General features: G+C 67.4%; 7 protein-coding genes. 3 read left to right on the top strand and 4 right to left on the bottom strand.

Features of this window, described 5'->3' with window-relative positions:
• Positions 1 to 136 precede the first annotated feature (136 nt).
• Complete coding sequence (locus B0F77_RS36445; RefSeq protein WP_086667596.1) at positions 137 to 964, top strand: ferredoxin; 828 nt, start codon at positions 137 to 139, stop codon at positions 962 to 964.
• Entirely contained in the window at positions 961 to 2,343 is a 1,383-nt protein-coding gene (locus B0F77_RS36440) for an NAD(P)/FAD-dependent oxidoreductase (RefSeq protein WP_158102923.1), read from the top strand. Before B0F77_RS36445 ends, B0F77_RS36440 begins: the two co-directional genes overlap by 4 nt.
• A gap of 216 nt (positions 2,344 to 2,559) precedes the next feature.
• Here B0F77_RS36440 and B0F77_RS36435 read toward each other — a convergent pair whose 3' ends face one another.
• Positions 2,560 to 3,501: a beta-ketoacyl-ACP synthase III gene (locus B0F77_RS36435; RefSeq protein WP_086667594.1), complete on the bottom strand. Its 942-nt coding sequence runs from the start codon at positions 3,499 to 3,501 to the stop codon at positions 2,560 to 2,562.
• An 80-nt stretch (positions 3,502 to 3,581) separates the two neighbouring features.
• Here B0F77_RS36435 and B0F77_RS36430 point away from each other — a divergent pair, with 80 nt between their 5' ends.
• Positions 3,582 to 4,184 carry a TetR/AcrR family transcriptional regulator gene (locus B0F77_RS36430; RefSeq protein ID WP_086667593.1) on the top strand — a complete coding sequence of 201 codons (603 nt, stop codon included), beginning with the start codon at positions 3,582 to 3,584 and terminating at the stop codon, positions 4,182 to 4,184.
• Here B0F77_RS36430 and B0F77_RS36425 read toward each other — a convergent pair.
• The 3 genes from B0F77_RS36425 to B0F77_RS36415 form a co-directional block, all read right to left on the bottom strand.
• Complete coding sequence (locus tag B0F77_RS36425; protein WP_086667592.1) at positions 4,171 to 4,893, bottom strand: alpha/beta fold hydrolase; 723 nt, start codon at positions 4,891 to 4,893, stop codon at positions 4,171 to 4,173. The two genes, B0F77_RS36430 and B0F77_RS36425, sit on opposite strands and share 14 nt — an antisense overlap.
• Positions 4,890 to 5,354: a hypothetical protein gene (locus B0F77_RS36420; RefSeq protein ID WP_086667591.1), complete on the bottom strand. Its 465-nt coding sequence runs from the start codon at positions 5,352 to 5,354 to the stop codon at positions 4,890 to 4,892. The genes B0F77_RS36425 and B0F77_RS36420 overlap by 4 nt, the downstream gene beginning before the upstream one ends.
• A gap of 258 nt (positions 5,355 to 5,612) precedes the next feature.
• Positions 5,613 to 6,482, bottom strand: a complete 870-nt coding sequence (locus tag B0F77_RS36415) for a hypothetical protein (RefSeq protein ID WP_143467092.1) — start codon at positions 6,480 to 6,482, stop codon at positions 5,613 to 5,615.
• Positions 6,483 to 6,548: the final 66 nt, after the last annotated feature.

Raw genomic sequence — 6,548 nt, 5'->3', positions numbered from 1 at the left:
GATTCAGCAAGACCCCGTTGCACCACGGGAAACGGAGGTGGTGTCCCAAGGTCCACCCGCCCGGCCCTGAAGTGTCCACTCCTGCACCAAGGACCGGGCGGGTTCCCGCGAGAAGTTCTTTCCGGAGGAAGAGTTGTTGTCCAGCCAGATTCCGCTCCTGGTGGCCCAGTCGTCCGAGTTCGACTCGGGCGTCAAGAAGATGGCCCAGATCTCCGCCAGGCTGGCTTACGTCATGATGTGCGCCACCTTGTCCTGGGGCGTGCTCATCGCGACCGGATGGGCCGAGAAGCTCACCGGCCGTGAAGGACTGAAGAACGGGCACATGGTGCTCGCCTCGCTGACGATCGCGTTCGGCAGCATCCACGCGTTCGCCTTCACGTTGATCCAGACCGGCACCTTCAGCTTCATCAAGCTGGTCGTGCCCTTCGTCGACGGCGGCCTCTTCCGGCACGCGCTCGGCATCATCGGCCTCGAGGTCATGGCCGCGATCGCCATCCTGGCGTCCATGCGGCACAAAGTCTTCTACCGCAAGTGGTTGAGGTTCCACCAAACGGCGTACATCGTCGTGGGTGCCACTGTGGTCCACTCCTGGTTCGGCGCCATCGCGAACGGCAACCTGTCCGTGCTGTGGCTCGGCGGCCTCACCATCCTCGTCCCGACCGCCACTCTGGCGCTGGCGAGGTTCCTGCCGCCCGAGGTGCTCACCCGCATCGGCATGCTCGACTCCGAGCGCGGCAAGGAACCCGGCGTCGGCGAGGGCGACGCGATGGACGTGAGCGTCAACAACGAGAAATGCCACCGCTACGGCACCTGCCAGGCGGAGGCCCCGGATGTTTTCCAGTTGATCGAAGACAACCGCCTGACCTACAACCGCCGCCCGCCGGAGGAGCACTTCGCTCAGGCCCGTGCGGCACAGCGCGCGTGTCCGATGCGCGCGATCGAGATCAGGGAGCGAGTGAAGTGAGCGAACGGATCGTGGTCGTCGGCGGCGGGCTCGGAGGAGTTCGTTCCGCGGAACGGCTGCGGGAGATGGGTTTCGACGGTCAGATCACGATCCTGTCCGCCGAGCGGCACCTCCCGTACCACCGCCCATGCCTGTCGAAGCAGATCATCACCGGCGAATGGCACCCGGACGACTCTCTGCTGTCGTTCTCCGGTGACCTGGACGCAGAATGGCGGATGAACTCTCCCGCCCTGCACCTGGACCCGAAGAAGCAGTCGGTCTGGGTCCCCGGCGGCGAGGAGATCAAGTACGACGGCATGATCATCGCTACCGGCGTCGACGCCAGGGCGATGGGCGGAGCCCCTCGTCACGACCCGCGGGTGCACGTGCTGCGGACGCTGGACGACGCGGTCGCGATCCGCAAGAACATCCGGCAGTCGCAGGGCCTGGTCGCCGTCATCGGTGGCGGGTTCATCGGCTGCGAGCTCGCCTGTTCGGTTCGTCACATGGGCCGCGACGTGGCCCTGATCGTGCGCTCGCCGGCGTTGCTGGGCGGCGTCGTCGGTGACGAGATCGGCAAGAAGATCACCGAGGCGCACGTGCACCACGGGGTGCGGCTGGCCACTGGCGTCGGCATCAAGCACTGGGTGCGCCAGCCCGGCGGCATCGGCATTCATCTGTCGGACGGCCAGGTCTTCTTCGCTTCCTGTGTCGTGCTGGCCGTCGGCGCCGCCCCGGCCGTCGACTGGCTGCGCGGCTCCGGCCTGGACATCTCCGACGGCGTGCTGTGCGACTCCACGAACCACGTGGTCGGCGCCGAGAACCTCGTCGCCTGCGGTGACGTGGCCCGCTGGCCCAACATGCGCTTCAACGGCGTCGTGCGCCGCGTCGAGCACTGGCTCAACGCGGTCGAGGGAGGCCGTGCCGCCGCCGAGAACCTGTTGGTGGGCCGCAACCACGCCAAGACCTACACGCCGGTCCCGCGCTTCTGGACCGAGCAGTACGGCATGCGTGTGCAGGGCGCCGGACTGCCGGTGCTGGGCACCGACACCACCGACGTGAACGGACTCACCGGCTTCATCGCCAACGGCAAGCTCGTCGGCATCGTGGGTCTGGAAGAGCCAGGCAAGATCATCACCGAGACGCCGGAACTGTTCCGGCAGAACACGGTCGAGACGAACGTCCCGGTGTGGACGCAGCCGGAGCCGGAACCCGCCGCGGCCGAGACCCCGGAGGTTCTCCCGACCACCATGATTCCTGTTCCCGAACCGGTCGCCGCCCACGCATCATCAGTTCCCCCGTCCGTCTCGTCGTCGATGTCCCCGCCATTGCAGCGGCGGCGGCATTCACGTTCGAGGCCGGAGATGGTGCGAGTGGGCGGAGGACGTGCGAGGCCCTAACCAGGTCAGGAGGATTCTGGGTTGTCGGCACAGGGCAAGCGGTGACGAGCGAACTCCGACGTCGCTGTCGTGGCCAGGTGGCGGACCGATGACGTCACGCGGCGATGCGCTCGATCCCGCGCCGACAACCTGAACCTCTCTCTCGTGCGTCACCAACGGTGTGGCGGCTCGGCGGGCTCCCGAGCCGTCACACCGGCCTTTTTGCGGCGCGTGTGGCTACGGGCAGGTGATGGCCTGACCCGCCCACGAAAGTCCACCGCCGAAGGCGAAGAGCAGCACCGGCTGACCGGACGGCAGCTCGCCGCGCTCGACCATTTTGGACAGTGCGAGCGGCACTGACGCGGCGGACGTGTTGCCGGAGCCCACGACATCGCGCGCGATCACCACGTCGTCCCGCAGCTTGATCTTGCGGGTCATGGCCTCGATGATCCGCAGGTTGGCCTGGTGCGTGACGATGCCGGCGAGGTCGGTGGTGGCGATGCCCGCCCGTTCGCAGGCCTGCGTCGCGATGGCGGGAAGTTCACTGGTGGCCCAGCGGAAGACGGCCTGGCCTTCCTGGGCGAACCGCGGCTGCCATTCGCCGACGAGCCGCACGGCGTTGTTGCGCGTCGGGTCCGAACCCCAGGTGACGGGCCCGATCCGGGCGTCGTCGGAGGCGCTGATCACCGCGGCCCCCGCGCCGTCGCCGAGCAGGATGCAGCTCGCGCGGTCGGTCCAGTCGACCAGGTCGGACATCTTCTCGGCACCGATGACCAGCGCGTGTTTCGCGGCACCCGCGCGCAGCGTGTGATCGGCGGTGGCGAGCGCGGTGCAGAAGCCGGCGCAGGCGTTGTTGAGGTCGAAGCAGACCGCGCCGGGGATGTTCAGCCGGCCGGCGACCTGCGCGGCGATCGAGGGACAGCGGTCGATGGCCGAGCAGGTCGCGACGATGACCTGGCCGATGTCGGCCGGTGCCAGTCCGGACGCGGCGAGCGCCTTGGCCGCCGCTGCCGCCGCCATGTCGGCGACCGACTCGTCGTCGGCGATGCGCCGGGTCGAGATGCCTGTCCGCTGACGGATCCATTCGTCGTCGGTGTCCACCATCTTTTCCAGGTCGGCGTTGGTCAGCACGCGTTCGGGCTGGTGATGGCCGAGCGCGACGACACGGGATCCGGACAACGTGAGCTCCTTCGGCGAGGCTACGACGCGCCGAATATAGCAACCGATCGGTCGGTAGCTAAAGAGGTTAGGATCTGTGTGTGAGCCCACGTCGTTCCGTCGCCGACACCCTTGAGACACGGCAGCGCATCCTTGAGCGGAGCCTCGCCATTGCCTCGGCGGAGGGGCTGGAGGGGCTGACGATCGGCAGGCTCGCCGACGAGCTGGGGATGAGCAAGGCCGGGTTGCTGGGACATTTCGGGACCAAGGAAGGGCTTCAGCTCGCGGTCGTCGACGAGGCGGCGGCGGTCTTCTCGCGCGAGGTGCCCGAGCGCGTCAAACAGGCGCCGTCCGGCCTGCCGCACCTCCGCGCGGTCTGCGAAGCCTGGGTCTCCTACCTGGAACGGGAAGTGCTTCCCGGCGGCTGCTTCTTCACCGCCGCCACCACCGAGTTCGACGGCCGCAACGGCCGGGTGCGGGACGCGCTGGCCGGCATGAACGCGTTGTGGCGCAGAGACCTCCGCATCCACATCCGGCGCGCGATCAGCTTCGGCGAGCTGCCCCCCGACACCGACGTCGACCAGCTGATCTACGAGGTGGTCGGCATCATGCTGGCGCTCAACCACTTCCTGCAGCTCGAACACGACAGCGCAGCCCCCCTGCGCGCCCGCCGGGCACTGGACCGGCTCTTCACCGTGCGATGAAGTCGTTGACGATCGCGGCAGTCTCAGCGGGTTTTTCGAAGACCATCCCGTGCGACGCGTCGATCTCGCGCACGATGACGTTCGGGCACTGAAGCGGCAGATCGCGGCGCAGTCCGGCCCGGTGGGCGTCCATCAGCGGTACCAGATCCGCGGGCACCGGCAGGTTCCTGGTCGCCAGCACGAGCAGCAGCGGTGCCTTCACCTCGGCGAAGACCGGCAGCGCGTCCAGGAACTCCGGCGCCTTCCGCAGTACGTCGGTGATCTCGCGGCTCGGCCGCGTGACCGTCTCCTGCTGGGCGTCGAAGACGGCGTTGAGCTTCGCGAGCCCCGACTCTATTAGTTCGGGCGTCAGCCCCGCGAAGTTCGCGGGATGCGTTGTGGCAGAACGGTGTCCGTCGAGGCTCACCGCCGCCGGGCACTCGGGGCGCCGGCGCGCCCACATGCCGGCGAGGATGCCGCCCAGCGAATGTCCCACGACCACAGGGTTTTCGAGTCCGAAGTGGACCGCCGTCTCCTCGAGGTCGTCCAGCGCCGCCTCCCACTCCCACGGCCCGTCGGGCGATTCGCCGTGTCCGCGCAGGTCGACCGCCAGCGCGCGGCCGTTCAGTTGCGGCGCAAGCGTTTCCCACGCCTCCTTGGTGCCGCCGGCACCGTGCAGCAGCAGGATCGGCGGCCCGTCGCCACCGTGGTCGTGTGCCGCGAGCTTCACTGTTCTCTCCTCAAGGCGAGTCGTGCGCGAATGGAGGCGACGGTGACGCCACCGTCGGGATGGCGGAGCAGTTTGTTGCGGTTCACCAGGTCGTGAACGCCCTGGCGGGTGATGGCGAGCATCGCGCCGGCCACCGCGAACGACACGCCCTCCTTGCTGGGGTGGCCGGCCCGGCGCGCGGTGACGCGTCCGAGCGGCGTGGCCCACCAGGTGTCGGGCGGGTCGAAGGCGGTGTCGCCGGGGTAGAGCACGGAGATCAGGCGGATCACCACCCGCCTGGCCAGCGCGTCGTCCTCGCCGAGGAGCTGAGCGGCCCACATCTCGGCGTCGATCTTGACCTGTTCGCGGAGCTCGTCCAGGTCGGCTTGGGGCAGAAGGATTTCCAGGGGGTCGAGCAGGCGGATGCGGACGAGCCGGGTCAGGTCGTCGCGGAGGTCCACGTGCTCCGAGGTGGTCGCCACTTGACGGAGGATAGCAAGTACTTGACGGACGGCGTCAAGTAGCTGGATCGTGGGACCCGATTGGGGAAGTCCTTTGTGATTGATCTACGATTCAAGCTGAGCGCCCGACGGGGCGCTCAGTTCATTGGCGTGCCAATTTCCAGATTTTCGCAGAATTGGTGAGGTGCGCCCTGCTTCTATTCGATATGGAGTGGAATAGTGCGCGGGTTCGGTGGAGAAGGCGGCAGCGGCGGAGCTGACGACAAGTAGTCCTCCCGTCTACTTGATGTCCAGTTTAATGCCCACTCGTGCGCCGGTGCTAACCCCATCGGCCACGAGAATGATCTCCTCGCGACCGCTCGTGTTCGTGCGCCGTTGAATGGAATAACTTTCGGCGCCGGACTTGAGGCCCACGCCGTCCCAGTAACCGCTGCACCCCGGCGGCAGGATGACCGTGTACTCCAGATGATCGGGTCCCGGTGAGAACTTCTTGACGAACTCCTCGGGTGCTCCCTGAATCAGAGGCAAGTTCTTCGCCGGCCAGAAGAAATCGGCCACGAGGCTGATCTCCGTGTCGCGCAGCGCGGGTTCGCTCAAGTGCACCATCACCTTCAGGCGCCCTCTGCTCAGCCAGCAGGTCGTCACGTCGAAGCGGGTGCCACCACCGTCGCCTTCGAGCTCGACGCTGCGGACGTGCACCCCGGTCCTGCGCCGGTGCCTCTCGGGCCACTCCCAGTTCGGACCTTCCCAGAACGTCAGGAAGTCGAGCGCGTCGCAGTCCGGCACGGCGGTGAAGGTGATCTTGTCACGGGTGTCGCCGTTGGCCTCGATCGTCACGACCTGCCGCCAGTCGGTGATCCTCCACGTGAAGTCGCAGCGCTCGTGCAGCCGATCGCAGTACCGGCGCAGGAGTCGTCGATCCAGCTCGGTGCGGCGGCGCCACTCCAGCTTGTTCGCGACGAGCAACGCGAACAGTCCCAGGACGGCCACGATCACCGCGACGACCGCGGCGGCACGGACACCGGCCTGACCCAGCAGGGCGCTGAGGATTCCGCCGACGGCGAGAATGCCGAGCAGTCCTTCCACGATGCCGATGACGCCGGTGTTGAGCACATAAGACTGCAGGGCTTCCACAGTGGACCCCAGCATTGTGGAAGACCTGATTTTCGACTGTTTTCCGCGTGCTCTGCGTATGCTCGCCCCGAACGTCATCGG

The organism is Lentzea kentuckyensis (genome assembly GCF_002150765.1).
GTDB lineage: Bacteria > Actinomycetota > Actinomycetes > Mycobacteriales > Pseudonocardiaceae > Lentzea > Lentzea kentuckyensis.
Note: the sequence above shows the minus strand (reverse complement) of the source record. Positions and strands in the feature narration are given on the sequence as shown.